This window comes from Streptomyces sp. NPDC047042 (assembly GCF_040644035.1).
Taxonomy (GTDB): Bacteria; Actinomycetota; Actinomycetes; order Streptomycetales; family Streptomycetaceae; genus Streptomyces.
This window is the reverse complement of the sequence record NZ_JBEYVP010000031.1, coordinates 1-24,563: the sequence shown is the minus strand read 5'-3', so window position 1 is coordinate 24,563 and position 24,563 is coordinate 1. Positions and strand designations below refer to the sequence as shown.

Sequence of the window (24,563 nt, the reverse complement as noted above, 5' to 3'; positions counted from 1 at the left end):
GGACGCCGCATCCTGCACTGCGGTTCCCACCGGCACCACGGCGAAGGGCCCCACCGCGAACGGTGAGGCCCTTGATCCATGACTTACCGGAGGAGCTCAGTACAGGCCCGTGTAACCGTTCCAGTCGGTGGCGATGCGGGTCTTCGTGCCGAAGGTGGCGGACGGTGTGCCGCTCCAGCGCCACAGGGAGCCCGCGCTGTCCCGGCCGACGAGGTCCGGGCGTCCGTCGCCGTTCAGGTCGCCGGGTACCGCCAGGGCGTTGACGGAGATTCCGGTGGCGATGCGGGTCCGGCTGCCGAAGGCGCCCTTGCCGTTGCCGAGCCAGCGCCACAGCACGTTCGCACGGTCCAGGCCGACCATGTCGCCGATGCCGTCGCCGTTCATGTCGCCCGCGCCGACCAGCCGGGTGTAGCCGCCCAGGCCCGCGGCCACCTTGACCCGCGCGGTCAGGCCGCCCCTGCCGTCGCCGGCGTAGCGCCACAGCACGCCTGCCCTGTCGCGGGCGATCAGGTCGGGGTGGCCGTCACCCGTCAGGTCACCGGGGGAGGTCAGCACGTCGTACGCGCCGAAGCCGGTGCCAAGCGTGCGGTGCCAGGTCCTCGGCGTGAACGCGTCGCCGCAGGTGCCGTTGTACCGGGTCAGCTGCCCGGCGGAGTCCCGCACGAGGAGATCGTTGCACCAGGGGCCGCTCAGGTTACCGAACGGTACGAAAGTCGACGAGGTGGGCCAGCCGCCGCCCAGGCTCTCGGGCCTGTCGATGGTGCCGCGCCCGGAACCCGGCGCGATCCCCAGCTGACCGGCGCTGTCGAAGGTGATCAGATCGCCGATGCCGTCCCGGTTCCGGCCGAATTCGTGGCGCTCCAACGACCGTACCGGCACCTGCTTGTCGTAGAGCAGCGTGCTCTTGCCGCCGTTCACGGGCCGGGCGGTCAGTCTCATCCGGTAGCTGCCGGTACGGACCACCGCACCGTTGCGGGCGCGCCCGTCCCAGGTCACGGCGAGCTTGCCGCGGGCGAGGCCGCCGGTGAAGGTCCGTACCGCGGCGCCGCCGGAGGTGGTGATGGTCAGCTTCCAGTTCGCGGCCGGTCTGGTCAGCTGCCAGACGCCCTCGAAGCCCTTGCCCTGGCACAGGTCGACAGGGGTGGGGAGGATGGCGTCGGTCACCGCGAACGGGGAGGTGGTCACCTTGGGCCATTTCACCGTCACGTCACCGGACGCCGTCAGATAGGCGACCGGGCCGCCGAACCGGTCGACGTTCCAGAACCGGCCGCGGCGATCGGGGAGAGCGTACGGCGGGGACGGCAGCGGGCCGAGTACGTCCGTGCGGACCCGGTTGGCGGGGACCGCGCCCCGCAGATAGGTGATCAGCAGCTTGCCGGCCTTGTCGTCCTGGGAGACCAGATAGCCGTCGGCCAGTTTCGCGTAGCCCCGCGGGACGGTCTGCTTCGCCCGCGTGACCTGGTCGTAGACGTACGCCGGCGCGTTGCGCCCGCAGGACCAGTAGATGTACCGGCCCACCACCTGCAGATCGGACGGAAGGCAGGAGCCGAGCGACAGGCTTCCCAGCTTCCGCATCGACGGCAGCGAGAACCTGTCCAGCACGGGCCTGCCCCGCGAGTCGGTCCCCGCCGTCCACAGCGTGTTCCCCCAGAGGGCGGCAGCCGGCCAGGAACCGCGGGCCAGCACCTTGTCCCCGTCCCGCACCTGCTGTCCGCCTGCGTATATGACCACCCGGTACGGGCCGGACGCCGCCACGACAGCCGAGACGGGGTCCACCGGGTGGGAGATGTCGCCCTCCCCGGTGCCGGTGAGCCGCAGGCACTCCTCGTAGCACTTGATGGGGATGCCGCCGTCGGACTCCCACACCACGTAATCGAGTTCGCGCACCTTCTTCGGTGATGCGGCGGTCAGTGTGCCGTCGGCCGCCAGGGAGAGCGCGGAGGCGGTGAGATCGGTGCCGGCGACCGGACTGGTCGCGTCCGCCCTCTCGGTGCCGAGCAACACCCGCCCCTGGTCGACGGCGACGCCACCGGCCTCGTACACCGAGACGGGCGGCAGGGGCACCACCGGCTTGGCGGTCGGCGCCCCGTCCGGGCCCAGGGTGACGCGCTGGATCGCCCACTGCTTCGCGTCCGTACCGCCCTCGATGGTGAAACTGCCGTCAGCGCCGTCGATCAACGTGCCGGTCGAGGCGGTCAGCAGTGTCCGCGCCGGGCCGCCGGTCACCGGCACGGCACGGATCGCTTTCTTGCCGCCGTCGGGGTACAGCACCCAGTCGCCGATCGCGCGGGCCTCCGGCCAAACGCCTTCCGGAACATCGAAGCGGTGCCCGGGAACCTCCGGATGATCGCGGTCGACGATGTACAGGCTCCGCTTGTAGGCCTTGTCCTGATAGGTGAAGAGAACCCTGTCGGCGGCCATGTGGGGATCGTCCAGGGCGCCGAGGCCGTCGTCGTACGGGACGTAAGTCACCGAGGCGGTCTCGAAGTCGAACAGCGCGGCGCGGTAGACGCGATCGCTGTTCTGGTAGACGAACGCGGCTCCCCGGTTGTCCGACGTCGGGCGGAACACATTCCCCGTGAAGTCGTCGTCCACGCCGGTCACCAGCCGGTCGACCGGCCTGCCGCCGCCCGCGGGCATCTCCAGGAGGTGGAGCGTCCACTTCCCCTCGACCTGGCGGGAGACCAGCAGACGGTTCTCGGCGAAGACCTCGGTGACCAAGTCACCGTCCAACAGGGTGAACCGCGTCGCTTTGCCGGTGGAGTAGTGCCGGATCTGCCACACGTTCCAGGTCGGCGGAACCATTTCCAGCCCGAAGCCGCCGTTGTACGTGTCGAAATAGGCTCGGGGGAACTGCCCGCTCGAGCCGTCGCGGCCGATCCACACCGTCGAGGCGTCGCTGTCGTAGTACCTCGGGGTCGCGAGGTACCCGGTGTTGTCGGCAGTGGCCAGAAACGCTCGCCGGGGCGCGGTCCGGTGTGCGCCGGGCAGCGTGACGGACGGCATGGCGCGGTCGTCCGCCGCAACGGCGGCCGGCCCCGCCGTGAACTGCAGCAGCCCGGCCACCACGGCCAGGGCCGCCGCGACCGAGACCGCCCCGGTGGCCGACCGCTTCCTGAACAGCTTTCCGTGCTGCTTGCTGAACTGCTCGCTGAACTGCTTGCTGAACTGCTTTCTGTACCTGTTCGAATTTCCGTTCCGCGTCGCACGCAGCGTCATGCGTCTCACGCGTCCACCCCCGTCTGTCCCTCCGTGTACATGCGTCGCCCGCATGTACCGCCCAGTCAGACTCACGCCACGGTGAATGCGTTGTACGAGACCTCACTGTCGGTCGGGTGTCTCCGCGAGGGTCCGCCAGATCTCGGCGGCCAGGTCGATGTTCGACGTCTGCTGGGCCCGTTCGGCGAGTTCGCGCAGCTGCGAGCTGCCCTGCTGGGTGTGGCCCTCCTGGATCAGCAGTCGGCTGTGGAGCATGTCGAGCCGGATGCGGTCCCGGTAGGTGAGCCTCAGTTCGTCGAGCACGAGTTCGTCGTGGGCCGCGCGCGCGTCCTCGTACCGGCCCTCCTCGAAGGCGAGGTGCACCCGGAGCGTCAGCATCTCCTGGCGCAGCACCGGGGTTCCGACGAGGGCGAGCGCGGGTTCCGCCTCGTCCAGGCGCCGCCCGCACTCGTCGAGCCGGCGGGGTGAGACCTGGAGGTAGAGGGAGGCGGCGGCCAGTCGCAGTCGCATCCACAGGACCAGGTCGAGTCGGCTGTCGAACTCCTCTATGGCCTGCTCGAGCCGTTGCCGGGCGGTGGCGGAGTCGCCCTGACGGAAGCTCACCGTGGCCGCCGCCCACAGGGCTTCCGCGCGCAGGGTGTCCGTACGTTCTGCCACCAGGGCGAGCAGGTCGTCGGCGTGCGCCCTGGCGTCGTAGAGCCGGCCCGCCTCCGCCTCCACCGAGACCAGCGTCAGCAGGGCCGCGCCGGTGTCCTGGACCGACAGTTTGTGATCGTGGGCCAGTCGGCTCGCCTCCTGCGCGGCCTCCAGTGCCCGGGGAATATCCCCGAGGGAGCGCAGACAGCGGGCGAGCTGGGCACGTGCCCTGCACTGCAGTTCGGGAATCATCAGTTCCTCGGCGGTGCGCACCAGTTCCTCGCGCAGCCTGGCCTCCTCCACGCGCTCGCCGTGTCCGGCCGCGGCGCCGGCGAGGAGCCACAGGACCTGCCAGCGCAGCGTCGGATCGACGGCGGGCGACTGCTCCAGGGCCGCGGACAGTTTCCGCAGCGCCTCGTCGCCGCCGTCGGACGAGGTGGCCAGCGCGAGGGCCTCGGCGACCGAGCCGACGCTCGGTTCGTCGAACTCGGAGGGGTCCACCTGGAGCCGTTCGGCCAGGTAGGCGACCGCGCGCGCGGTCGGCTGGCGCGCCCCCGACTCCAGCCGGGACAGATAGCCGGTCGACATGTTGTCGCCGGCGACGGCCGCCTGTGACAGCCCCCGTTCCCTGCGCATTTCCCTGAGGCGGCGTCCGAAGGCAGGTTGCTCCACCATGTGGGTCTCCCCCAGTTGCTCGTGAGGGTGGCGGGGCCTCGTCCGGCAGGGCCTGAGCCACCTCGTGAGATGAGATGCGTGATGTGTCCCCCGACGCCGTGACCACGCTAGTCGCGCACGGGGGGACTGGCAAGGATTTGCCAAGTTCGACACGGGCGATGCGCGTGCCATTTCTGGCAAGCATATGCCCCAAGCGCTTCACCGGGCCCTTCGACCGGTGGATCCCCGGCCGTTCACGAGATCTTCACCTGCCCTCGGACTGCCCATTTGAGCAGCCAAAAGGGGAACATCCGCACGTCACGGCCCGATTACTCACCGCTTTGGCAAGTACTTGCCAAGCTCTGGCAAGCGCTGTTACGTTCGTTTGGCAACACCGGAGCACGTGCCCTGTCCCTCCGGACCCACAAGGTGGTGGTCAGCAATGCACGTCCTGATCGACTGGCCCTAGGCCCTCGCTCGAACCAGCACGGAGACAACGCAACCCAGCAGCGACGCGAGAGGAAGCCACTCATGCCCGAGCTCATCGGAATCGAGCAGTGCGAACAGCTCAGCGCAAAGCAGGTACAGGCTCTCTACCGGGACTACGTGAGCCGCAGCCACGTGTCCCTCACCACCACGTTCGGCTTCGGCAAGCAGCTGATCGAGAAGGCCGAGGGGGTCTGGCTGCACACCCGGGACGGCGGAAAGATCCTCGACTTCACCGGGGCCGTCGGGGTCCTGAACCACGGGCACAACCACCCGCGCATCCTCGAGGCCCGCAGGCGCTTCGCGGAACGCGGCCGGATGGAGGTCCACAAGGCGTTCCTGTCGCCCTATGTGGCCGCGCTCAGCCACAACGTCGGCCGGCTCCTCCCCGGCGACCTCGACATCTCGTACTTCCCCAACTCGGGCGCCGAGGCGAACGAGGGCGCCATCAAGCTGGCGTACAAGTACCACGAGGGCAAGCGGCAGACGATCCTGCGGTCGGACATCAGCTTCCACGGCAAGCTGATCGCCACGGGCAGCCTCACCGGCTCCCTGGAGAACAGCTTCCGCTTCCCCGGCATCCCCAACGTGACGTATCCGTACGGCGACATCGACGCCATCCGCGACCTGGTGGCCGCCCACCGCACCGCCGACGGGTCATGCGACGTCTACGCGATCATGGTGGAACCTTTCAGCGCCTCCACCATGAACAGCTGGACCGAGGCCGCGCTGCGGGAACTGCGGGAGCTGTGCACCCGGGAGGACATCGTCCTGATCTTCGACGAGGTCTACACCGGGTGGGGCAAGTCGGGCAGCCTCTTCTACTTCATGCGCTACGACGGGCTGATACCGGACATCCTCACCTACTCCAAGTCCTTCGGCGGCGGCAAGGCGTCCATCGCCGGATACACCACGCGGGAGCCGGTGTTCCGCAAGGCCTACGACCGGCTGAGCGAGGTGATCCTGCACTCCACGACCTACTACGGCTTCGGCGAGGAGACGGCCACCGCGATGGAGGCCGTCAACATCATCGTCGAGGAGGACTACCCCGGCCGGGCCCGCAAGATCGAGGAGATGCTCACCCACGGGCTGGCCGAGATCCAGCGCAAGCACCCCGAGACGGTGAGGGCCACCGAAGGCGTCGGCGCCATCCACGGCGTCTTCCTCGGCGGCGGTACGAAACTGCTCGACCTGGCGGGCAAACTGGCGCCCTCGGGGCTGGCGGCCGACCCGAAGTTCCGTACGAAGCTGATCACCAGCGCGGTGATCGCCGAGCTCTACCGCGAGCACGGCATCCTCACCTACTTCAGCCCCAACGGGGACAACCCGCTGGTGGTGGCGCCCTCGCTGGTCGTCGAACCGGCCGAGGTGAACTACTTCCTGGAGAGCCTGGACGCGACCCTCGCCAAGGGGCTGCCGGGCCTGCTCACCAAGTTCGCCCGCGACCGGGTCCTGGCCCGATGGTGAGCCGCGTCGTAGTCACGGGCAGCAGCGGCATGCTGGGCCGCAACCTCGTCGCCCGCTTCGCCGCCGACGGCTGGTCCGTCACCGGCCTCGACATCGCACCCAGCGGTCAACAGCCGTCCGGCGTGCGGGAGATCACCGGCGACATCCGCGACCCGGAGGCGGTGGGACGCGCCCTGGAAGGCGCCGATCTGCTGGTGCACTGCGCGGCGGCCCTGCCGAGCTACCCGGCCGAGGAGATCCGCTCGATCGTCGTCGGCGGCACCCGCACCCTCCTCACCGCCGCCCGCCGGCTCGACGTACCCCGCGTCGTCCACATCTCCTCGACCGCCGTCTACGGCCTCCCGGAGATCGTCCCCACCCCCGAGACCCACCCCTACGCGCCCGTCGACCACTACAGCCGGGCCAAGGCAGAGGCCGAGGCGCTCGCACTGGGGTTCCGGGACGAGGGCATGGTGCTGCCGGTGCTGCGCCCCAAGACCTTCGTGGGCCCGGGTCGCATGGGCCTGTTCTCGATGCTCTTCGAATGGGCCGAGGAAGGCCGCAACTTCCCGGTGCTCGGCCGCGGTGACGTACGCATCCAGATGCTCGCCATCGACGACCTGGTGGACGCCGTCGTCCTGGCCGCCACCGCGCCCGCGTCCGCCGCGAACGGCACCTTCAACGTCGCCGCCGCCGAGTTCGGCACCCTGCGCGAGGACTTCCAGGCCGTCCTGGACGAGGCCGGACACGGCAAACGCATCGTCTCCGTCCCGGCCGGGCCCGCCCTCGCCACGCTCCAACTGCTCCAGAAGGCCCATCTGTCCCCGGTCTACGGACGGCTCCTGCAGAAGCTGCGCGCCGATTCGTACGTCAGCACCGACCACATCCGGGAGACGCTCGGCTTCGTCCCCCGCAGCTCCAACCGGGACGCCATCCTCGCCACGTACCGCTGGTGGCGCGAACAGCCGCGCGGAGCGCGGGCCGCCCGGGCCGGCCGGACCAGCCGCGACCCCTGGCGCCAGGGCGCCCTCGGACTGGCCAAGGTCCTCTTCTGACCCGTACGGCGGATCCGCACGTCGCCGTTCCCCCCACGCGACGCCCCACCCAACGCCCCACCCAACTCCCCTCGCTCTCCCTCGACTTCTGGCACGAGGAGATCACCCATGTCCACCGTCACCACGCCCGGTACGCGCCCGTCCCTGGACGCGTCCGCGCTCGCCGCTCCCCCGACTCCCCCACAACGCGCCCGCCGGCGCGGTCCGTTCGCCGAGCTGCTGACCCTGTCCCGCCCCTACCAGTGGGCCAAGAACCCGCTGGCCGTGGCGCTCGCCCTGATCACGATGCCGGTCTGGGGGACCGACACCGTGCTGGGCATCGCCTGGTCGACCGGGCTGTTTGTGCTCGCCTCCGTCGCCGTGTACGTCCTCAACGACGTCCTCGACCGGCACCGGGACGGCCTGCACCCCGTCAAACGGCACCGCCCGCTCGCTTCCGGCCGACTCCGGGTCCCCACCGCTCTCGCGTTCCTGGCCGTCGTGTGCGCGCTCTTCGCGGGCGGGGTCGCCCTCGCCTCTCCGGCCCGCTGCTGGCCCGTACTCGTCTACCTCGCGCTGAACCTCGCCTACAGCCTGCGGCTCAAGCACATCCCGCTCATCGACGCCTTCTGCGTCGCCCTCGGGTTCGTACTGCGCACGCTCCAGGGGTACACGGCCGTCGACGTGCCCGCCTCCGGCTGGCTGCTGCTCACCGTGTTCGCGGTCTGCCTGCTGCTCGTCTTCGGCAAGCGTCGGCACGAACTGGCCCAGGGCAACGCCTCCCACCGGCCCGCGCTGCGCGGCTACACCGTCCCCTACCTGGACCATCTGACCGTGATCAGCGCGACCCTGGCCACCGTCGGCTATCTCCTCTGCGTCCGCTCGGACATGGCCCTCCAGGACGGCACGGCGACCCTGGTCCTGCTCACCGCGCCCTGCGCGTTCTTCGCCGTCTTCCGCTATCTGCAGCTCCTGCTCGTCGGACACGGCGGCGCCGACCCGGTGCGCACCCTCTCCGGCGACCGGCTGCTGGTCGGCAGCGGACTGCTGTGGGCCGCGCTGACGGCCGTATGCCTCGCGGCACTTCACTGACTTCGCCGGCACCGACCTCTCCGGCCCCACCGAAGGAACGATTTGCCATGGACTCGCTCCCCCTGGTCTCCGTCATCGTCCCCAACTACAACTACGGCCGCACGATCGGCCTGTGCCTCGACTCGGTACGCCGGCAGACGTACCCACACCTCGAGGTGATCGTCGTGGACGACTGCTCCACCGACGACTCCGCGCACATCGCCCGCGAGGCCGGCGTCACCGTGCTCAGCACCGGTACCAACAGCGGGGTCGCCGCCACCCGCAACGTCGGCGTACGACATTCCAACGGCGAGGTGCTCCTCTTCCTCGACTCCGATGTGGCACTCGCCCCGGACGCCGTGGAAAAGGCCGTGACCCGGCTGCTCGCGGAGCCCAACGCCGGTGCCGTGTGCGGTATTTACGAACCCGTACCGCTGATCCGGGACAGCATGGTCGAGGAGTGCCGCTCCCTCCAGGCCTACTACTGGCGGGAGACGGCGGAGGGCACCGTCACCTTCCTCTTCCCGTCCATCTGCGCCATGTGGCGCCGGGTGTACGACGACGTAGGCCCGTTCGACGCCCGCCTCCGCCAGACCGAGGAGGTGGACTACGGGCTGCGCCTCTCCGCCCGCTACGACCTCATCCTCACCTCCGCCGTCAGAGGCACCCACGACGACGACCACGAACTCCTGCCACTGGCCCGCAAGATCTTCACCCGGGCACGGCTGCGCATACCGCTGTACGCCCGTCGGCGGAAGTTCGCCAAGGGCTTCGAGACCGCGTCCCGCGCGTGGGGCAGCCTCGCCGCGCTGCTGGCCCTGCCCGCCCTGCTGCTGCCGCTGCTCGTGGGTCCCGTCGGCTGGCTCCTGCCCGCCGGGCTACTGGCCCTGTCCCTCGGCTGCGACCTCGGCATGTACCGCTATGTGCGCGCCGCGCGCGGCACCGGCTTCCTGCTGTTCTTCGTCGCCGTCCAGTTCGTCTTCAACCTGGCGGTCGCCTCCGGGGTGGTGACGGGGGTCCTCCACTGGCTGCTCTCCGGCCGCTTCCGCGCCCTGTACGACCGCGAGGACGCCCCCGTGGCCGTCCTGCCCGCCCACTGAGGACGGGGAGAACCATGGCCACGGACAGCACGCACAGCACTCACCGTCCGCACAGCACGCACAACACGCGCGGTACGGATATCGCCGACCGCCTCGACCTCACCCGGGAGCCCCCCTCCGACACCGGCTCCGATGCCGTACGCCCGGATGCCGCCGCCGCCCCCGCGACCCCACCCCGCTGGTGCCTCTACACCCGGCTGCTGGTCGCGGTCGGCGTCGGATGGCTGGCCCTGCTCCTCCTCCAGTACGCGCTCAGTGGCCGTTGGTGGGCCATGATGGCGCTCAACCTCGAACCGCCCCTCGCCTTTCTCGCCGTACCCCTCCTCCTGCTGGCCGGTGTCCCCGCCGCCCGGCTGGCCCGCCGCAAGGTGCCCCGGCGGCCCGCGCTGGCCGTCACCGGTCTCGCCCTGGCCGGGCTGGTCCTCGGCTACCCGTGGGCGGGCCTGAACCCGGCCGCCCTGTGGAACGGCGACGCCGAGGCACCCCCCGGCGCACTGCGCGTCGTGTCCTTCAACACCCTGGCCTGGGGAAAGAGCACCACCCCCGACCGCTTCTACCAGGCGCTGAAGGCACGCAACGCCGACGTCTATCTCCTCCAGGAGTACGTCTGGAGCGACCAGGACGACGCCAACGAGCGCCGGATCGACGACATGGCCCGGATCAGAAGGGAGTTCCCCCAGTATCACGTGGCCGTACAGGGCGAACTCGTCACGCTCTCCCGGTACCCGATCGTCGCCCGCCCGCTCGTCGGCCCGTACCGGGCCACCGCCCGCGCCGCCTCGCCCGACTGGTACGACGTCTACCGGACCGGGAAGGTGCTGCGGACCGACATCCGCGTCCGGGGGGAGGTCGTCTCCCTCTACAACGTGCACATCCCCGTCCAGGTGGACATGCGCGAGAGCTTCCTGACGCCCACCTTCTACCGGGTGATCCACGACCGCGAGGCGGCCCGCCGCGCCCAGTACCGGGGGCTGCTCGACGACATCGACGCCAACCGCAACCCGCTCCTGGTGGCCGGGGACTTCAACACCACCGCCGCGATGGGCGATCTGCGGCCACTGCGCTCGGCACTGGACGACGCGGCAGACCACGGCGACTCGGTCCTGCCCCTCTCCTGGAACGAGCAGGGCAGGCTGCGGCTGTGGCGGCTCGACTGGACGTTCACCTCGTCGGGCCTGAAGACCTACCGGTACGCGCTCAGCGCGCTGCCGGAGATCTCCGACCACCGTCTCCAGGAGACCGTCGTCTCCGTGCGGGCGTCCGGATGAGCCGGAGCAGACGCTTCCTCAGAACGGCCCTGGCGGCGACCTTCCTCGCCGCGGCCACCGCCGGCATGGGCGCGGTGCTCTGGGGACACGGCGACGACGTCCTCACGATGCTCTCCGGCCCCCGGGCCACCGCACTGCTCGGCTGCGCGCTCATGGCCAAGTCCCTTGGTCAGCTTGCTGGTTGGGCCTCCTGGCGGGCCGGCCTGACCGGGCTCGGCGCACCGCTGCCCGCCCGGCAGAGCGCGCGCATCTACTTCCTCGCCCTGCTGGGCAAGTACATCCCGGGGCCGGTGTGGGGAGTGCTGGCCTACGTCCGACTCGGTGGTGCGGTCGGCGTGGGAGCCGGCCGGATGGTGACGGCCTATCTGCTCAACACGGTCGTGGTGCTGCTGACCGCCGCCGTCGTGGGCCTGCTGTGCGCGCCGGGGCTCGGTGCCGGAGGCCTGTGGCTGCTGGCGGCGGCCCCGCTCGCCCTCGCCGTGCTGTGGCGCCCGCGGCTGCTGCTGCGTGTGGTGTCGGGGGCGGCCCGCTTGCTGCGACGCGAGCCGCCCTCGGCGGAGTTCTCCGACCGGAGTGTGCGAGCGGCGATCGGGCTGGAGACGCTGTGCTGGGCGGTCTCGGGCCTGCACCTGTGGCTGATCGCCGTCCTGCTCGGCGCCTCGCCGGGACGGGCGCTGCCGGTCTGCCTGGGCGCGTTCGCCCTGGCCACGGTCGTCGGGGCGCTCACCCTCGTGGTGCCCGACGGCGCCGGCACCCGGGAGCTCGTCCTGCTCGCCGCGCTGTCGGCCGTACTGCCCTGGGCCCAGGCGGGCGCGGCGGCCCTGGCCAGCAGGGTGATCTGCACGGCGGCCGAACTGCTCGGCGCGGGCGGGGTGTTGCTGCTGACCGGCCGGAAGAAGATCGACAAACTGCCCGGAGTACCGGTGAAGACACCGGTCACGGAACAGAGTGCATGAACAAAGGGAGTGACATGAGTGACATGAGTGACCGGCGGCGAACCCTTGTCGCCGGCGGACCCGAGGTATCGGCCCTCGGGCTGGGCACCTGGGCACTGGGCGGCCCCTCCGCCGCCGGTGACCAGCCCCTCGGCTGGGGCGCCCGGTTCGACCGCGCCGAGGCGGCGGACGTGTTCCGGGCCGCGTACGACAGCGGCATCACCCTCTACGACACCGCCGACGCCTACGGCACGGGCACCGCCGAACGCCTGATCGGCGAGACCCTGTCGGGCAAGCCGGACACACGGGACCGGATCACCCTGGTCTCCAAGTGGGGCAACACCATCGACGAGGAGGCCCGCCAGCTCACGGGCCAGAACGCCACCCCCGGATACGTCCGCCAGGCCCTGGAGGCCTCCCTGGGCAGGCTCCGCACCGACTACCTCGACCTCTACCTCCTCCACCTGTCCGGCCTGCCCGTCGCCGAGGCAGACGAGCTGCTGGGCACCCTCCAGGACCTGGTGACGGAGGGCGCGATCCGCGCGTACGGCTGGTCGACGGACGACCCGGAACTCGCCGCCGCCTGGATCGGCCAACCCGGCTTCGGGGGCCTGGAGTTCGAGATCAACGTGGTGCACGACGCACCCGCCCTCGTCGACCTCTGCGAGACCCACGACATCCCCGCCCTGGCCCGAGGCCCCCTGGGCACCGGCCTCCTGACCGGCGCACACCCGCTGGGCTCCCTGATCACCGACGAGCAGGACTTCCGGCGCCGCTCCCCGGACTGGCTCAACTACTTCAAGGACGGCGCACCGGTGAAGGAACTCGCCGAGGCACTGGAGTCCGTACGGCACATCCTGACCTCCGGCGGCCGCACGCTCACCCAGGGCGCGCTGGCCTGGCTGTGGGCCCGCTCACCCGCGCTGCTGCCGGTGCCGGGGGCGCGGACGGTCGCCCAGGTACGGGAGAACGCCGCCGCGCTGGAACACGGCCCGCTCACGGCGGACCAGCTGCGGGAGATCGACGGCCTGCTCGCGGCGAGGTGAGACGCCGAGACAGTGGGTGGATATTGGGTGGATATTGGGTGGATATACGGCCGCGCCCCGCTGGTGGGATCCAGCGGGGCGCGGCCGTATGTCGTCATGTCGTGTCTGTCACCTGGTGTCACCTGGTGTCAGCGGGTTCGCGGCCAGTCGATCTCCCGGCGCCGCAGCCACCGGGACACGGGCCGACGCGGCCGGGAGTCGTCCGGTACGACGGGCGCGTCCGGCAGCGCCGACATGGCGCCGACCTTGGCGTGCCAGTCGGCGAACACGCCGAGGAACAGCGGGTGGGCCTGGGTCTGCGTCGATCGCCTCATAGTTGCCACGACTTGCTCCCATGTCTGTTGCGTACGGCTGTTTCTCGCTTGGTTGTCGCTCTCGTACACATTCGAAGTTAGGGGGAAATGGCTCGCTGCTACCGTCCAATGGCATGCGGGTATCACAGACCAATTCACGGACCAATCCGGCGGGAGATCTCCTGCTGCACCTCGGCGGAGCCGACGACGGGCCGCTGCACGAGCGGGTGAAGCGGGCGCTGCGCGCGGCCATCAGGGAGGGGCGTATCGAGGTTGGCACCGCGCTGCCGCCGAGCCGTCAGCTGGCCGCCGACCTGGGCTGTTCGCGGTGGGCGGTGACCGAGGCGTACGGGCAGCTCGTGGCCGAGGGCTATCTCGAGGCCCGGACGGGCTCCGCCACACGGGTGTGCTGGTCGAACACCCCCGACGCCGACGCACCCGACCGCGCCGCCCCGCAGGCTGCGGTGGCCCGGTTCGACCTCGCGCCCGGTCTGCCCGACCTGCGCGCGTTTCCGCGCCGCCGGTGGGCGGACGCCGTCCGCGCGCAAGTGACGGAGGCCGAGTTCACCGAGTTCGGGTATCCGCAGTCCGGCGGTCATCCCCGGCTGCGGCGGCTGCTCGCCGAGTACCTGGCCCGCTCCCGGGGTGTCGTCGCCGACGCGCGGGACGTGACGGTGTGCACGAGCGTGACCGATGGCGTACGGCGCGTCTGCCACACCCTGCGGGCCCAGGGCATCACCGCGGTCGGCTGCGAGGAGCCCGGCTGGACCCGGCTGCGTGAGGTGATCCGCGCCGCGGGCCTCGACGCGGTGCCCGTCCCGACCGACGAGGGCGGCCTGTGCACTGAGGACCTTGCCGGACACGCTGGCCTACGGGCGGTGCTGACGACCCCGGCGCACCAGTTCCCGCTGGGGAGCGTGCTCGTACCCGAGCGGCGGGCGGCCCTGCTGCACTGGGCACGCCGGGTGGACGGCGTCGTACTGGAGGACGACTACGACGCCGAGTTCCGCTACGACCGCCGTCCGGTGGCCGCCCTCCAGGGCATGGACCCGTCCAGGGTGATCCTGTTCAAGTCACTCAGCAAGATCATCTCCCCGGCGCTGGGCATCGGCTGGATCGTGGCGCCGCCCCGCTGGACCACCCGCCTCCATGAGGCCGACCAGGCGGCGACCCAGCCCCCGACGGTCGACCAGCTGGCCTTCGCGACTCTGCTGGAGTCGGGCGCGTACGACCGCCACCTACGCGCCTGCCGCCAGCGCTACCGCAAGCGCAGAGACGCCCTGGTCCGCTCCCTCGCCACCCACATCCCGGCCGCCCCGATCTCCGGGGTCGCGGCGGGCCTGCACCTGATCCTCGGGCTGCCGGCGGATGTGGACACGGCGGCGGTGGTCAACGGGGCGGCCCGCCGTTCCCTACGCGTCGCCGAGTTGGCGGCGTACCACGCGACGGAGGCGCGCGGCGAGCATGGGTTGGTGCTGGGGTACGGGAACCTTGCGGACAGTGCGGTGGAGGAGGCGGTTCGGCGGCTTCGGGAGGCGATTGAGGAGAGTGGGCGGGGGTGAACAGGGGGGCCGGCGGGGGCAGTTCGCCGGTTCTGGTCGTCGGTCACTGGTCGTCGGTCACTGGTCGTCGGTTCACTGGTCGGTTCGCCGAGCTGGCGGGGTGCCCGCGCCCCCGGTCCACATCGTCAGACTTTGATGACCTCGATGGGGGGTCCACAGAGCAGGCTGATGTCCTCCGGGTCTGAGGTGAGGACGGTGACTGGTCCCGGCACGGAACCTGCGATGGCCGCGAGGACAGCGTCAATGGCGTACTTGTGGCCTCCGAGGCGGTGGCCGCGCAACAGTACTGCGGCTTGGTCGGTGACGTTCTTGGTGACGTCATGGACGTCGATCCGGGAGAGCACCCACTGGATGCGGGCGGGGTGGACGCGTTCGTAGTCCGCCTCAAGGGTGGTCATGGCAGTCGTGGCCACTCGGATGCCTTCTTCCGAGGCTGCTCGGACGAGAGCCAGGACGGTGCGGTCCTTGAGGTAGAGCTTGGACAGGCCCTCGCTGTCGAGGAGGAGCGTGCCGGGCATCAGGCTGCGGCACCGCCCCCGGCACGCTGGTCGTGACGCAGCACGGCGCGGGCCGCCTCGATCTCCTCCCGGGACAACGGATCGTGGTCCGTCTCGAAGTCCGTGACGATCTCACGCAGCTTGTCCATGGCCACACGCTGCTCCAGCGCCTCGGCCACGTAGGCGGAGAAACCGCCGGGACCCACATGGCTGCGTGCGGCCTCGGCGAGGTCTTCGGGGAGACTGATGGAGTACTTCTTGCTACCGCCCATGCCCACGATCCTACCGGTGGTAGCAATTGTTGCTGGGTGAAGCGGGCCCCGTTAGGCCGGCCATCACCTAGCGGTAGCGGGTGTTCTACCGGTTGTCGGGCCACGTCAGTTCCAGGCACAGGCGATCAGCTGTCCGCCGAGTGGGCGTTGGCAAGGGCCTCGCCGAAGAGCCGTCCGGCGAGTTCCACGCAGCGCATCCGGGCAGGAGAGAAGTCGTAAGGCATCTTGGTGATCGCTGCGGCGGCACTCATCTCTGTGCTCTCTGTGCCCTCCTCCCCTTTCAGGTCGGCGTCGTAGATCTCGAAGATCTTCTCCTCGGCCGCGTCGAGACCAGCTGCCTCGATGGCCTGATTCAGGGCCATTAGGTGAGCGCATCGCTGTACGGCGACCTCTTCGACGCGCGGGTCGTCGGGTTCGACGCCGTCGTCGAGGGCGGCCTCGGCCGCCTCAAGACGGTCCTCCTCGGCCCGCAGGTCGGGGTGGGTGGCCAGCACGATGAACGTGCCGGCCTGGATGGCGGCGCCCAGCGGCCCGAAGATCCGTTCTGTGACCAGCAGGGCGTCCAGATCGGAGGGGCGCAACGCGCCCGGGGGCAGGTGGCTGAGCCGGTCCGTGACCAGTTCGGAGAGCAGCCCCAGCGGGCTGCCCACCGCCTGCAGGCGGTGGACAGCCGCGCGCCGACGTTTGATGGCGGCCTCCTGCGCCGCCAAGGTTTCCTCCAGCCTGCTCAGGACCGACTCGATGCCCGGGGCTTGGTCCAGGGCATCGTCTCCAGCTTCGTCCCGGGCTTCGCCGAAGGCGGCCCGCATGTCGTCCAGACTGATACCGGCATCAGCCATCTTGCGGATCCACAGCAGGCGGATCATGTCGTCATAGCCGTAACGGCGGCGGCCGTCCCCGCCGCGCTCGGGCTCCGGCAGCAGACCGATCTCGTGGTAGTGGCGGACGGCGCGTGGGGTGATCCCGGCGAACGCGGCGGCATCCCCGATCTTGACCTGCCGGGGAGGCGTGAGGGAGGGGTACATCGCAGACAGAGCCCTTCGTGCTGTGATGCCCCCGACCCCACCACATGCCGCTACGGCATGTGCAACAACCTCGCGGGGCCGCGTACCGAGTCGTTCACCTGCGTTCATGAGCGGCTGACCTGTGGGGTGAGTCCAGGCGTCGGTCTGGCTGAATGGCCGCGGACGAGGCTGAATGAGACGGAAACTGAGACGGCGATGTGCACTGCTACGTGCATGGCACGTCGTGGGGCAGAGCGCAGGCGTCGTCACGCAAGTGCAGCCTGTCGAGGTCCTGGACCAGTCCGACGGGGAACGGATGCATCGCCCACTTGGCGCGATAGCCGGCCTCGCCATGCTCCCTGAGCACCGTGTGGGCCGCTTCCAAAACAGCGTGAGCGAACGCCGAGCGCGGATGGGTCGACTGCCACATCACCGTGCCGTCGGACTCAGGAAAGTCGGGGCTGACGGAAATGTCGGGGAACTCGTAGATGGTCACGTTGATCGCGTCTTCTTTTGTGCGGAGGATCCAGCGCAGTTCCTGCGGCTCGGCGTCGAAGAAAAACCGGGCTGAGCGCTGCTGCCCGTACAACGCGCCTGTTGCCGCTACGAGGTCCGCCAACGCGTCAGTGCAGTAACTGGCGATCACCGATACTGTCCGAGAGCCGTCGGCCAGGTGGCATCGCGCCCAACCATGTCCGATCAGTTCCCACTTCAACTGAACGACGCCTGCTGGCCCTTGAATCATCGACACGGGCCCAGGCTACGGGCAGCGGTCGCCCCTGAGGCTTGGGAAGCCGCGGGCACTTGCGGCTGGTACGGGCGAAGACCTGGGCGAACGATCGATACACGGCCTTGACGGGCTCGCCAACCTTCACCATGCTTCCTCGCTGTTCCCCCCTCGATCTGGTGCGCTTGTTGCGCGTGGACTCAACCACTGGCTGGATCGGGCTGCGCTATCAGGGCAGTCAGCTCGGCGCCGGTGACGCCCGGCCGGAGACGAACCGCCTTGTTGGTTTCCGGCCTTCGGCCGGTGGCCTGGTCGGGAGCAGTGGCCCCGGTGCTCGCGGCGCCGGGACCACCTTTCCTGCTTTGCTGCGGATGGAAAGCCCGGGCCTACAGGTAGTACCAGTCCACGGCGGTGTCCAGGCCACCGGAGCCGTTGGTGAGGATGGAGACGGTGATGACCGGGTTGCCCTTGGTCTTGCCGCCGACGTACCAGCACTTGACGTACTGGAAGCCGCGCTTGGGCGGGCACGACTGGTCCGAGCGGTAGGCGACCTTCCGGCCGTTGATCGTGTGCACGCTGGCGGCGGTGAGGTGCAGGCCGTCCCAGTACGAGCTGGAACCCGCGCCGTCGCAGGTGGTGATCTTGGCGCCGCTCCTGCTGTTGTTGTACCAGTCGGACGCGGCGCAGTTCGCCAGCCGCTTCACCGCCGTCGCGCGCCAGCTGAAATCGCCGCTGTACTGCATGGCCGCATTGGCCATTCCGGCGTTGACGCCGACCAGGACGGTCGCGGCGGCCGCCACTGTGCCGAGGCGGGCTGCGATCTTCTTCACGCGCGGGCGCGTGGAAGCTGCTGTGGTCACTTCGATCCTTAGGTGCCTAGACGTATCGGGCACAGGTATTGAAAGTTCAAGCACTTACCAGCTCCTGACCAAACGGAGAACGCGCCCGGTCAAATGGATGATGATGCCCTTCATTTCCGCTCACCTCTCCGTAGATGTGGCTGTGCGGACAGGCCGGGGCGCGTCACGGTCCCGGTAGCGGGTCCTGCCGCCCGGCCGGATGATTGTGATCGCCCTGGCCGTGCTGCGTACGGCACGATCAGCGCCAGGCCGACATGGCCGGTGGCAACAACGTGTCCGAGTCCACCGTCCGCCGTCGGCGCGACGAGCTGATCGCGCTGCTCGCCGCCCAGGCCCCGCGCCTGGACCGGGCCTGGTCGACGGTTCTATTTCGCTCCGAGCGTGGAACGTGCCCAGGGGCAGAGGGCATCAGCTCAGGGCTTTGGCGACCTCAGAGATGGTGGGCCGATCCCCCGGCGCATGACTGAGCATCGCGTCGACCAATTCGCCCAGCTCACCGGGTACTTTCACAGGCCGACGTCGGCCGTTGGCCACGGCTTCTCTCTGTACGAGTCGCGGAGCGTCGTCCGGGTACTCGACCGCCCGCCAGCCCGTGGCGGAGATGAGCAGTGAGGCTCCGAGTGCGTAAATGTCTGCTGGTTGCGTCGGCTCTGCTTCCCCGGTGTCGAGGACGCTGCGCGCGATCTCTGGTGCTTCGTAGTGGACGAGGCAGCCGCGGAAGGGGAAGTCGTGCCCCTCGGGCACGTGACCCCCGTGGGCGAGGGCGAGGTCGATGAGGTGTGTCCGCTCGGGCCCGATGATGAAGTGGGCGGGCTGCACGTCACCATGTGCCCAGCCCTTGGCGTGGAGTTCGGCCAGCGCCTGGGCGCATTCCAGTGCCTCGCAGGTGTCCGGCCCGATTGAGGGGTCTCGCTTCCGGTAGTGCTCCCACAGCCGGTACAGGTCCGGCCCCTCGTGCCACGGCTGGAAGTTCCACGTACCGTGCTCCCATTCGCCGTACGCGATGTCCTCGACGCCGAGGCGCAGGAGAACGGCACCCTCGCGTGCGGGCGCGAGCGCGGTCCAGGGCTGGGCAGGCCAGTCGGCGGTGGCCTCGATCGGGTAGCCGAGCTTGACGGCGTAGTGGCCCCGGTGGCTTTCGACTTCCCAGACCGTGGAACCCCGACGGTTGATGACCATGCGCTGAGCCGTGGGCATGAGTGCGTCGAGCAGCACGATCGGCAGTTCAGGGGTGTCAGGGGTTGAGCTGGGCAACGTCTCTTCTCCTTCCGGGCGGGCGCGGCCGACCGCGGCTTCAGGCCGGCCGCGCTGCGGTTGTCGTGTGCTACGCCTGACCGTACGGTCGACCGCAGTCCGAGTCGCACTGTGCGAGATTCACGCCATTGACGGTCCACAGGTCGTCGAAAACCATGAACCCGGCCGCCTTCATGGCGCGTGCCGAGGCGGCAACCATCTCCGGGTCGCGGGCGCCTCCACCGGGCTTGGGGTTGTGGTGAAGGAAGCGGCCCGCGTGCTGCTCACAGAGTTCGGCGTACTCCTTGGTGTGCAGGATGAGCGCGTGGAGGCCGAGGTCCACGTCATCGGACGGGACCATGGGGACGGTGGCGGTGGCCGCCGTGACGAGGAACGCGACCGCCTGGTCCGCGATCCGCTCCGCACGCTCGGCCGACTGCCCGCTGTGGATGACCACGAAGTGGGCAAGGCTCTCGAACAACTCCTCACCAGCTACCGCACGACCAGTCTTCTGATCGTTCGCTGTTGCCGTCATGTGCTCTCCTTGGGTGAGATTGGGTGGGGCATTTGCGCTCGTCCTGATCGCCGAACTCGGCACGTGGACGACCACAAAGCGGATCGGTTAACCGGCCCCGACACGGCGGAGCCATGAAGTAGGCCCCGGTCTGGGGCGGTCGGCCTACTGAGGCGCTGTAGGAGCCCCGCCGGTCACCAGGCTGGGTGGACCGCTGTCGAAGCAGGTGAACTTGACGGCGCAGGTATCACAGCCCGACACGACTATTGCTGTTCTTCACCGCCAGACGTGCGCTCAGTTCCTCCCGCGCGCCGAGCGCCACCACGTTGTCCGGTATGGCATCCCACTCCAGACCGCCAGGAATCGGCCGCATCTGCACGCGACCGCCGAACTCGCCCATGACGATGCCGATACGGTCTCTGGCGCTGTCCTTGGCCAGTTCACCGATGCCCGGTCTGGTCTGCTGATTGCTCGCCATGCACACGAGCTTCCTGCCGACCACCAGGACGGGGGAACCACCGACAAACCCCACTTCGGGACGTCCCGCGTCGGGTAGAACGTCCCTAGTGCCGTCCCCGGATGTTGGGAGAGATTGAGATGCCGAACGAGAGGTTACGTGCGGCCATGGCGGCCGGCGGCTGGACGTACAACGCCCTCGCGGACAGGGTCGAAGTCGATCCCAAGTCCGTCGAACGATGGGTCAATCTGGGGCGTACGCCGCGTCGTGCCACGGCCATGTTGGCGGCAGAAACGCTAGGAGAAGACGTGCACGCTCTATGGCCATCGCTCAGGCAGGCACGCCCCGCCCGCGCCGTCAGTCCGGAACTTGTGGCGCTCTACGACCAGCGAGCGGACATGCCGGTATCCACCTTCGTGGACGTGCTGGCCCAGGCGCACGAGCAGATCGACGTCCTGGTGTACGCCGCCGTCTTCCTGCACGAGGCGTACCCAAGGCTCAACGAGCTCTTGAAGGAGCGAGCGGCCGAGGGCTGCGCGATCCGTATCGCACTCGGCGACGCGGAGAGCTCGAACGTCAAACAACGCGGCAACGAGGAGAAGTTCGGCCACGGAATCCAGTCCCGTTGCCGCCTGGCGCTGATGCACTTCCGCCCCCTTGTCGGGGTACAGGGCATCGAGGTACGAACCCACGCCACGACGCTGTACAACTCGATCTACCGGGCCGATGATCAGGCACTGGTCAACGCGCACGCCTGGGGCGTGAACGCCTACCGAGCCCCTGTCTGGCACCTGCGCCGAAATGGGGCAGGCGGCATGTTCGATACCTACGCTGACAGCTTCGACGCGGTGTGGGCGACCGCGACGCCAGTACGAGAGAAGTGAGAATGGCACGCACCGAGTACTACGACGACCCGGACGCCCCCAAGCCCAACAGTCTGGTCGTCGCCGCGTCCGCGGTGGTCACTGACGACGAGGGACGCATCCTCCTGCAGCGCCGACGAGACAACGATCTCTGGGCGCTGCCCGGCGGCGGCATGGAGATGACCGACTCGTTGCCAGGAACCGCCGTCCGCGAGGTGAAGGAGGAGACGGGCCTGGACGTGGAGATCACCGGGCTCGTCGGAACCTACACCGACCCGCGGCACGTCATCGCCTACACGGATGGTGAGGTGCGTCGACAGTTCAACGTCTGCTTCAACGCCCGTGTAGTTGGTGGGCAGCTGGCTATCTCGGACGAGTCCACGGAGCTGAGGTTCGTCCAGCCCGAGGAGATTGGTCAACTGCCCATGCACCATACGCAGCGGCTACGAATCCGGCACTTCCTAGAGCAACGTGAGCGGCCCTATCTCGGTTGATTAGACCCGGCCACTGATCCGCAGCTCGAGACGCCACGCTTTCCAACTGTGGTGGCGCCTCGAAGGGCCGCGTACAGGCCGGTTCAGTGCGTTCATAGGCGGTCGGTCCCTGGAGCGACTACGGGCCTCGGTCTCGTCTGAACGGTCGTGAACGAAGCTGAATGAGACGGAAACTGAGACGGACGGGCTCGTCATCTCAGCATGTCAGGGCGTCCGGTGCGCGGATCCACGCTGACTCTGAGGGGAGGCCAGGAGCGCTGCCATGCGTGGCCTTGGGGAGGCCGGAACTCGAAGACGAGGGCTGATCCTTCGGCGAGATGCGTGGCGGCCCGCCCTGGGTAGCCGTCGCCTTCTGAGCGTCAACGGTCTTTGCCGAGGGTGGGAAGGCCGCCGCCGAAGGGGCGGTATGCAGAGCCGTTCGCACGAGGTATGATGCCGAGCTTCCTCTTCAGCGCGGCCAGGTGCTCCGCGTCCGCGCCCGCCTGCTTGGCTTCGTCCTCGGCCGCCCGCAGGCGTGCCGCCTCCGTGTCGGAGACGATCTGCTTGGGCTTCCCCGAGATGACTTCTTCTGTCTCATGGAGGAACCCGAGTCCCCAGAGCCGGTACTGTTCGGCCGCCTCGCTGTTGCCGATATCGAGTGCCTCGCGCTGCTGCGCTTCGAAGTGCCGGGCCGTGTTGACGCAGAAGGCGTGCCGGCTTCTACCGATCCACGTCTTCCCCGACATGGTGTTGTCGCTGGCTCCCATGGTCCCCCCTCGACGCCTTTGACGGATCGTATCCGCCCGACCACGGGGGCAGGAGACTCTCGCGAAGCTGGGTGAAGGCGGCGGCTTGCCCACGCCGTTGACCAGAGCGGGCCGTGATGGCTGACCGTGAGCTCTCAGCTTGGGAAGCTGAGAGAACTAGGGAACGCTGCTGGGCTGACCTGCAGCAGAAGGATGTCGCTTTCCCCCTGCTTGCCCGTACCATCTGGCACGCGTCTGGCACGACCTCTTCGTCCCGGACTCAACCGGGTGGTCACCGGCATGGCTCGCCCTGGCGGTTGCGCATACAACAATCTGCTTCGTGATGCACATGCGAGTCCCGATAGGCCATGGTGCAATGAACGAGTAGCCGCATCCCACATCTCAAACCTAGTCCAATAACTTGGCGAGCGTGAGATAAGGCAGGCACGCCATGGATAATCAGCGAAACCCCCACCCGATTATAGCTAATATAGCTGGCATCATCACTATTGTCGTGGGCATCATTGCTCTCGCTGCTTTTATCGGCATCAAGGGGTGTGATTCCGAGGGTGGCGGCGGGCAGTCCAATGATTCATCAAGCGTATCGCCTGCTGACGCGTCCGAGAGTGTGACTCGAACGCAATCAGAATCACAGACTACGTCATCGGCGCCTACGAAGCAAACGCCCGAGTCGCTCAATTTGGTAGAAGTCGACCCGCTGTCTAGCAGTTACGGGATTGAATCGGGTTCGGCGGATGTGGCAGGCAAGACCTTCCCTCAAAGCGTCTCTCTTCGGGTTGACAAAAACTCAATTCCTGCCAATGATGCCGAATATACCCTAGGGGGGAAATGGAAACTATTTGATGCCGCTATCGGGGTGCGAGACGACTCTCCCACTGGCGGGCGACTAACTTTCCAGGTTTTCGCGGACGGCGCCTCGCTATATTCGCAAGAGTTGGCAAAGGGTGAACCGAGGGAAATTCACCTCAAGGTCTCAGGCATTCAAACGCTAAAGATCAAAGTCTCTTTTACTGCCGGCGAATATTACGACAATTATTCCTACGGAGTTTGGGGAGACGCTCGCGTGGTCAAGTGACCTGCCTGGGTGGGATTCGAACCTGCAACACCCGCAATAAGGAGAGCGGCTGGGGCGTCGGGCCGGTGACCTGGGGCTTCGATAACTGATGAAACACCCAGCAACTCGATGAGTGGGCACCCTCGTTGACCGCGGCTGACCCCAGCTTCTGGCACGGCAGTGGCAAGAACCTCATCCGACGACAGCCAGCCACGAGGGCGGGTGCGCCGACTGACCAGGCGCGCGTATGCCTCGCTGCACCCCCACCGGCCTCAGCCACGCTACTGGCGTGCGTCCTCGACCAGAGCCGGGACGGTCAGTCAAGGTGAGAGCATCAGATGTACTGCACTGCTCTCAGCTTTGGGCGGCTGTGGGTAGCTCGGGGCGGCTTGGTCGCTGACCTGAGCGAATGGTTGTGGTGCGGCTGGCTCGGGCTTGGTTACTTTCACCGTGGTTCCCCGCTCGATTTGGTGCGGTAGTGGTGCACCGCTCCCATCCCCGTTCCGGTCTGCTCGGTTCGGGCCTCCCCGCCGGGGTGGGCGCACTATCGTCGCGTACATGAAGGTCCGTCACAACGTCCGTGCAGTTCTGCGTGATGGCGGTCATCGGGTGTTCCTGCGCCGCAGGTGGCCGGGTGGAGCCTCTTACTACACAACCGTCGGTGGGGGCGTCGAAGCTGAGGATGCAGACCTTGAAGCGGCTCTAAGCCGCGAAGTGATGGAAGAGATCGGCGCCACGATCGGCCCTGCTACCGAGTTCCTGACCTTGACTGAACCGAGCGAAAAGGTCACCGTCGTACAGCACTTCTTTCGCGCTGACGTGCTGGACATGGATCTCAACCGCCGTAGCGGCCCTGAGCTCGAAGATCCCGACATAGGCGACTTCTCGCCAGTGCGAGTCACGCTGGACGAGTCAGCGGTGAGAGCGCTCGAACTCATCCACCCGAACTCGCGGACTACCTGCTGGAGCACGCCGAGAATTGGGGTGCCTGAGAGGTTGTCAGCGCTCACGGAATGTTCCCGTCGGGGTGTGATCCGCTCACGGAATGTTCCCGCGGGCCGCTCGTCGGTTCCCGGTAGTGCGCTCGTGATG

General features: G+C 68.6%; 24 protein-coding genes. 12 read left to right on the top strand and 12 right to left on the bottom strand.

Annotation, left to right across the window (positions count from 1 at the left end; all coding sequences use genetic code 11):
• Nucleotides 1-96: 96 nt before the first annotated feature.
• Nucleotides 97-3,219, bottom strand: a complete 3,123-nt coding sequence (locus tag ABZ855_RS32060) for an FG-GAP-like repeat-containing protein (protein ID WP_360813042.1) — start codon at nt 3,217-3,219, stop codon at nt 97-99.
• A 102-nt stretch (nt 3,220-3,321) separates the two neighbouring features.
• On the bottom strand, nt 3,322-4,530 hold the full coding sequence (locus tag ABZ855_RS32055) for a helix-turn-helix domain-containing protein (protein WP_360812859.1): 1,209 nt from the start codon (nt 4,528-4,530) through the stop codon (nt 3,322-3,324).
• 510 nt (nt 4,531-5,040) lie between these two features.
• On the opposite strand from ABZ855_RS32055, the gene ABZ855_RS32050 reads away from it, so the two are divergent.
• The 7 genes from ABZ855_RS32050 (at nt 5,041) to ABZ855_RS32020 (ending at nt 12,895) form a co-directional block, all read left to right on the top strand.
• Nucleotides 5,041-6,462 (top strand): aminotransferase class III-fold pyridoxal phosphate-dependent enzyme, encoded by a 1,422-nt coding sequence (locus ABZ855_RS32050; RefSeq protein WP_360812857.1) that lies wholly within the window; start codon nt 5,041-5,043, stop codon nt 6,460-6,462.
• Nucleotides 6,456-7,496 (top strand): NAD-dependent epimerase/dehydratase family protein, encoded by a 1,041-nt coding sequence (locus ABZ855_RS32045; RefSeq protein WP_360812855.1) that lies wholly within the window; start codon nt 6,456-6,458, stop codon nt 7,494-7,496. Before ABZ855_RS32050 ends, ABZ855_RS32045 begins: the two co-directional genes overlap by 7 nt.
• A gap of 108 nt (nt 7,497-7,604) precedes the next feature.
• On the top strand, nt 7,605-8,567 hold the full coding sequence (locus ABZ855_RS32040; protein ID WP_360812853.1) for a UbiA prenyltransferase family protein: 963 nt from the start codon (nt 7,605-7,607) through the stop codon (nt 8,565-8,567).
• A gap of 47 nt (nt 8,568-8,614) precedes the next feature.
• Nucleotides 8,615-9,646 (top strand): glycosyltransferase, encoded by a 1,032-nt coding sequence (locus tag ABZ855_RS32035; protein ID WP_360812851.1) that lies wholly within the window; start codon nt 8,615-8,617, stop codon nt 9,644-9,646.
• Between the two features lie 14 nt (nt 9,647-9,660).
• Nucleotides 9,661-10,914, top strand: coding sequence for an endonuclease/exonuclease/phosphatase family protein (locus tag ABZ855_RS32030; protein WP_360812849.1), 1,254 nt, complete (start codon nt 9,661-9,663; stop codon nt 10,912-10,914).
• Nucleotides 10,911-11,870, top strand: coding sequence for a hypothetical protein (locus ABZ855_RS32025; protein ID WP_360812847.1), 960 nt, complete (start codon nt 10,911-10,913; stop codon nt 11,868-11,870). The genes ABZ855_RS32030 and ABZ855_RS32025 overlap by 4 nt, the downstream gene beginning before the upstream one ends.
• A 14-nt stretch (nt 11,871-11,884) precedes the next feature.
• A complete protein-coding gene (locus ABZ855_RS32020) occupies nt 11,885-12,895 on the top strand; it encodes an aldo/keto reductase (RefSeq protein ID WP_360812845.1) in 1,011 nt (336 codons plus the stop codon).
• 128 nt (nt 12,896-13,023) lie between these two features.
• On the opposite strand, the gene ABZ855_RS32015 is transcribed toward ABZ855_RS32020, so the two are convergent.
• Entirely contained in the window at nt 13,024-13,218 is a 195-nt protein-coding gene (locus ABZ855_RS32015) for a hypothetical protein (protein ID WP_360812843.1), read from the bottom strand.
• Between the two features lie 104 nt (nt 13,219-13,322).
• Here ABZ855_RS32015 and ABZ855_RS32010 point away from each other — a divergent pair, with 104 nt between their 5' ends.
• Entirely contained in the window at nt 13,323-14,750 is a 1,428-nt protein-coding gene (locus ABZ855_RS32010; RefSeq protein WP_360812841.1) for a PLP-dependent aminotransferase family protein, read from the top strand.
• A 125-nt stretch (nt 14,751-14,875) separates the two neighbouring features.
• On the opposite strand, the gene ABZ855_RS32005 is transcribed toward ABZ855_RS32010, so the two are convergent.
• From ABZ855_RS32005 to ABZ855_RS31970, 8 genes are all read right to left on the bottom strand, one after another.
• Entirely contained in the window at nt 14,876-15,268 is a 393-nt protein-coding gene (locus ABZ855_RS32005; protein WP_360812839.1) for a DNA-binding protein, read from the bottom strand.
• Entirely contained in the window at nt 15,268-15,519 is a 252-nt protein-coding gene (locus ABZ855_RS32000) for a hypothetical protein (protein ID WP_360812837.1), read from the bottom strand. Before ABZ855_RS32000 ends, ABZ855_RS32005 begins: the two co-directional genes overlap by 1 nt.
• A gap of 125 nt (nt 15,520-15,644) precedes the next feature.
• Nucleotides 15,645-16,544 carry a MerR family transcriptional regulator gene (locus ABZ855_RS31995; RefSeq protein ID WP_360812836.1) on the bottom strand — a complete coding sequence of 300 codons (900 nt, stop codon included), beginning with the start codon at nt 16,542-16,544 and terminating at the stop codon, nt 15,645-15,647.
• Between the two features lie 205 nt (nt 16,545-16,749).
• On the bottom strand, nt 16,750-17,268 hold the full coding sequence (locus tag ABZ855_RS31990; protein ID WP_360813040.1) for a hypothetical protein: 519 nt from the start codon (nt 17,266-17,268) through the stop codon (nt 16,750-16,752).
• 368 nt (nt 17,269-17,636) lie between these two features.
• The gene (locus tag ABZ855_RS31985; protein WP_360812834.1) at nt 17,637-18,110 is read right to left on the bottom strand and encodes a hypothetical protein; all 474 of its coding nucleotides are present in this window, start codon (nt 18,108-18,110) and stop codon (nt 17,637-17,639) included.
• 408 nt (nt 18,111-18,518) lie between these two features.
• A complete protein-coding gene (locus ABZ855_RS31980; RefSeq protein WP_360813038.1) occupies nt 18,519-19,307 on the bottom strand; it encodes a protein kinase in 789 nt (262 codons plus the stop codon).
• Nucleotides 19,308-19,434: 127 nt separating this feature from the next.
• Nucleotides 19,435-19,878 (bottom strand): hypothetical protein, encoded by a 444-nt coding sequence (locus ABZ855_RS31975; protein ID WP_360812832.1) that lies wholly within the window; start codon nt 19,876-19,878, stop codon nt 19,435-19,437.
• Between the two features lie 226 nt (nt 19,879-20,104).
• Entirely contained in the window at nt 20,105-20,335 is a 231-nt protein-coding gene (locus ABZ855_RS31970; protein WP_360812830.1) for a hypothetical protein, read from the bottom strand.
• 119 nt (nt 20,336-20,454) lie between these two features.
• On the opposite strand from ABZ855_RS31970, the gene ABZ855_RS31965 reads away from it, so the two are divergent.
• Together ABZ855_RS31965 and ABZ855_RS31960 are read left to right on the top strand one after the other, a co-directional pair.
• Nucleotides 20,455-21,198, top strand: coding sequence for an XRE family transcriptional regulator (locus ABZ855_RS31965; protein WP_360812828.1), 744 nt, complete (start codon nt 20,455-20,457; stop codon nt 21,196-21,198).
• Between the two features lie 2 nt (nt 21,199-21,200).
• Entirely contained in the window at nt 21,201-21,671 is a 471-nt protein-coding gene (locus ABZ855_RS31960) for an NUDIX domain-containing protein (RefSeq protein WP_360812827.1), read from the top strand.
• Between the two features lie 359 nt (nt 21,672-22,030).
• Here the strand turns inward: ABZ855_RS31960 and ABZ855_RS31955 are convergent, their stop codons facing one another.
• Nucleotides 22,031-22,417: a hypothetical protein gene (locus tag ABZ855_RS31955; RefSeq protein ID WP_360812825.1), complete on the bottom strand. Its 387-nt coding sequence runs from the start codon at nt 22,415-22,417 to the stop codon at nt 22,031-22,033.
• Nucleotides 22,418-22,847: 430 nt separating this feature from the next.
• Here ABZ855_RS31955 and ABZ855_RS31950 point away from each other — a divergent pair, with 430 nt between their 5' ends.
• On the top strand, nt 22,848-23,492 hold the full coding sequence (locus ABZ855_RS31950) for an NPCBM/NEW2 domain-containing protein (RefSeq protein ID WP_360812824.1): 645 nt from the start codon (nt 22,848-22,850) through the stop codon (nt 23,490-23,492).
• A 537-nt stretch (nt 23,493-24,029) separates the two neighbouring features.
• On the top strand, nt 24,030-24,563 hold a 534-nt coding region (locus ABZ855_RS31945; RefSeq protein WP_360812822.1), incomplete at its 3' end, for an NUDIX domain-containing protein.

What these genes read in the sequence shown, in the direction of transcription:
- ABZ855_RS31975 (WP_360812832.1), bottom strand. Translation starts at nt 19,878, where the DNA reads ATGACGGCAACAGCGAACGATCAGAAGACTGGTCGTGCGGTAGCTGGT.
- ABZ855_RS31995 (WP_360812836.1), bottom strand. Translation starts at nt 16,544, where the DNA reads ATGTACCCCTCCCTCACGCCTCCCCGGCAGGTCAAGATCGGGGATGCC.
- ABZ855_RS31965 (WP_360812828.1), top strand. Translation starts at nt 20,455, where the DNA reads ATGCCGAACGAGAGGTTACGTGCGGCCATGGCGGCCGGCGGCTGGACG.
- ABZ855_RS31970 (WP_360812830.1), bottom strand. Translation starts at nt 20,335, where the DNA reads ATGGCGAGCAATCAGCAGACCAGACCGGGCATCGGTGAACTGGCCAAG.
- ABZ855_RS32000 (WP_360812837.1), bottom strand. Translation starts at nt 15,519, where the DNA reads ATGGGCGGTAGCAAGAAGTACTCCATCAGTCTCCCCGAAGACCTCGCC.
- ABZ855_RS32010 (WP_360812841.1), top strand. Translation starts at nt 13,323, where the DNA reads ATGCGGGTATCACAGACCAATTCACGGACCAATCCGGCGGGAGATCTC.
- ABZ855_RS31960 (WP_360812827.1), top strand. Translation starts at nt 21,201, where the DNA reads ATGGCACGCACCGAGTACTACGACGACCCGGACGCCCCCAAGCCCAAC.
- ABZ855_RS31990 (WP_360813040.1), bottom strand. Translation starts at nt 17,268, where the DNA reads ATGATTCAAGGGCCAGCAGGCGTCGTTCAGTTGAAGTGGGAACTGATC.
- ABZ855_RS31955 (WP_360812825.1), bottom strand. Translation starts at nt 22,417, where the DNA reads ATGGGAGCCAGCGACAACACCATGTCGGGGAAGACGTGGATCGGTAGA.
- ABZ855_RS32040 (WP_360812853.1), top strand. Translation starts at nt 7,605, where the DNA reads ATGTCCACCGTCACCACGCCCGGTACGCGCCCGTCCCTGGACGCGTCC.
- ABZ855_RS32030 (WP_360812849.1), top strand. Translation starts at nt 9,661, where the DNA reads ATGGCCACGGACAGCACGCACAGCACTCACCGTCCGCACAGCACGCAC.
- ABZ855_RS32055 (WP_360812859.1), bottom strand. Translation starts at nt 4,530, where the DNA reads ATGGTGGAGCAACCTGCCTTCGGACGCCGCCTCAGGGAAATGCGCAGG.
- ABZ855_RS32005 (WP_360812839.1), bottom strand. Translation starts at nt 15,268, where the DNA reads ATGCCCGGCACGCTCCTCCTCGACAGCGAGGGCCTGTCCAAGCTCTAC.
- ABZ855_RS31950 (WP_360812824.1), top strand. Translation starts at nt 22,848, where the DNA reads ATGGATAATCAGCGAAACCCCCACCCGATTATAGCTAATATAGCTGGC.
- ABZ855_RS32045 (WP_360812855.1), top strand. Translation starts at nt 6,456, where the DNA reads ATGGTGAGCCGCGTCGTAGTCACGGGCAGCAGCGGCATGCTGGGCCGC.
- ABZ855_RS32025 (WP_360812847.1), top strand. Translation starts at nt 10,911, where the DNA reads ATGAGCCGGAGCAGACGCTTCCTCAGAACGGCCCTGGCGGCGACCTTC.
- ABZ855_RS31980 (WP_360813038.1), bottom strand. Translation starts at nt 19,307, where the DNA reads ATGCCCACGGCTCAGCGCATGGTCATCAACCGTCGGGGTTCCACGGTC.
- ABZ855_RS32020 (WP_360812845.1), top strand. Translation starts at nt 11,885, where the DNA reads ATGAGTGACATGAGTGACCGGCGGCGAACCCTTGTCGCCGGCGGACCC.
- ABZ855_RS32035 (WP_360812851.1), top strand. Translation starts at nt 8,615, where the DNA reads ATGGACTCGCTCCCCCTGGTCTCCGTCATCGTCCCCAACTACAACTAC.
- ABZ855_RS32060 (WP_360813042.1), bottom strand. Translation starts at nt 3,219, where the DNA reads ATGACGCTGCGTGCGACGCGGAACGGAAATTCGAACAGGTACAGAAAG.
- ABZ855_RS32050 (WP_360812857.1), top strand. Translation starts at nt 5,041, where the DNA reads ATGCCCGAGCTCATCGGAATCGAGCAGTGCGAACAGCTCAGCGCAAAG.